2 protein-coding genes are annotated in these 2,190 nt (G+C 35.8%); both read right to left on the reverse strand.

All coding sequences use genetic code 11. From position 1 onward, the window contains the following. Window positions 1-67 precede the first annotated feature (67 nt). Window positions 68-793, reverse strand: coding sequence for a hypothetical protein (locus AB1414_19635; protein MEW6609626.1), 726 nt, complete (start codon window positions 791-793; stop codon window positions 68-70). A 23-nt stretch (window positions 794-816) separates the two neighbouring features. Beyond that, on the reverse strand, window positions 817-1,785 hold the full coding sequence (locus AB1414_19640) for a hypothetical protein (GenBank protein MEW6609627.1): 969 nt from the start codon (window positions 1,783-1,785) through the stop codon (window positions 817-819). Window positions 1,786-2,190 lie beyond the last annotated feature (405 nt).

Raw genomic sequence — 2,190 nt, forward strand, 5'->3', positions numbered from 1 at the left:
TACCAGCCTGAAATTACAAGGGTTTTGGAGCATTTAAGGCAACATGTTTATGTTGACCAAATCGCATCTAAATTCTTGAAATACATAGAGTTATAAAAAGTGCAGTTAATTCAACATTTCCGTTAATATACCTGACATCTGGATGTAATTCTTTACTCCCAAAGTAAAAGTAGAATGAACCACTTACTATTTGAAGTTGCTCTATTCCAACACTGTCAGCATCTGGCGGATCATGAAGTCCCCATTTAGTAAGTATCTCATCAACTTTTTTAACTTGCCGTGCATACTTTCGTTCAATATCAGCAAGTTCACTCCCTAAATGCGGTGTCCCCATCATAATAATTTGATTTATGTCATAGTCGTAGCGGGGGATGTTGGAGATGGTTTTCTTTTTCGGTTTACCTGTAGTGTCAATATATGGGTATTCCATTGAAGATTGATATTGATCACCAAACATCATAGTGTAAAGTTCAGCTACTAACCCACCTCTTGAATAAGCAACAATATCAACTTTAGTTGCTCCTGTTCGCCTCTTAACCTCATCTATGGCTTGCTTAAGCAGTTTTACATCCTCCTGGATAAATCCCTGTCCACGATTTGAAAACTCTTTACCTACATCAGCCATGGTAAATGTATCTATCCCTGCATTTTGCAATGTCTTTACCAGACATCCATCCTTCATATCTTGCGAAATACTGTTGATTCCTGGGACAATAAGCACAGGATTTTTAGCAAATGCAGGATTTAGCCAAAATAAAGTTAGAACTAAACCTAAGGCTATTCTTTTAATCATGTTACTCACCTCCAAAAATTAAATCAAAATTCAAACTCACTATCTGGAATATCAGTATTTAACTGTATATTGCCAAGTGTTATTTCTTCTTTTACTTCTTTTGGTCTAAATTTAGGAATAGTAAATTTAGTTGTAATAAACTTTGTTGGAATCCATACATTACTAATTGATTCAAAATCTTGAGTTTCTCTTCGACAAGTTAAACGAATTCCAGGAGGAACATCAGGATGAAATCCAGTAAAATCACTAAAATCATCAATTTTTGTAATCACTCCTTTGTTGTAATCAACAAAAATTTCTAATTTACCATTTGAACTGGGATAATTGTACTCATCCTCCGGATTACTTGCCTTCGGCACCGCCTCAATCACCCAGATATCAGGTTGTGGATTATCAATCACCTTCGTATCAAACTTAGTAATTATCTCATCCAACCGCCAGTAGAAAGGTAAATTCCAAGGTTCTAATAAATAGTACCAATATAACTTCTTATCATAAACCTCCCACTTATCTTGTTCTATTTCTCTCTTTGCATATTCTATTTGTTGTGTCTGTCCTTTAGTAATAACTGTTCGATTCTCATTAGGAGGTATCCATTTGAGTTTATCAGGAGCTTTAAAGAAGAATTTCTCTTTTTGAATAAACAAATCACCTATTATCCCTAAGAATTTAGTAAGTTGAGCATCCCTTACCTTCCACTGATAATCCGCCTCTAAATCTTGTATCTTCTGGTAATTCGCCTTGACCTTATCCAGTAATGCCTGAACTGTCGGCGTGCCGATTTGTTTTGGTCTAAGTGGTAGATTTTTCTTTTTTACCACTTTTTCCTGCTTAGTCTTTTGCTCCTTGCCTTTTAGCCATGGCCACTGCCATTCTATACCCTGGGCTATAGTGCTACTGCCCAGCAAGACACACAGCACCGCAATACTACACATTATGGTCTTAATCCTTGTTCCTCTTGAATTTCCTTTTAAACCTTTTAGATTACACATTGTTCTTTTACCTCCTTGATTTTGAATTATAACCACAGAGGCACAGAGGCACGGAGAGAAAAATTTAATTTTTTTCTCTGCGTCTCTGTGTCTCTGCGGTGAACAGTTACTTTAATTTTTTAGTAATCGGATTGAGCGGATTAATCGGATTTCTTTTCTGTTTTTTTTTATCTGCTCAATCCGCTAAATCCGCTTACTAATAATATACCCTAAAAATTCAAAAAAGTCAATGATTTATCTGTATTAATTCCGTGCTATCCGTGTCATCCGTGTACTTTTAATTCACAATTCAACAGGCTGTTGACATAAACTAAAAGATGGAGGGTATGTTTTTTCCCTCCATTTTATGTAAGATCTGAGGGTAAAGAGAAGTAAATTTAAACTTTATGTTGGCGGGGTCAATCC

The organism is bacterium, from assembly GCA_040755795.1.
Taxonomy (GTDB): Bacteria; UBA9089; CG2-30-40-21; order CG2-30-40-21; family SBAY01; genus JBFLXS01.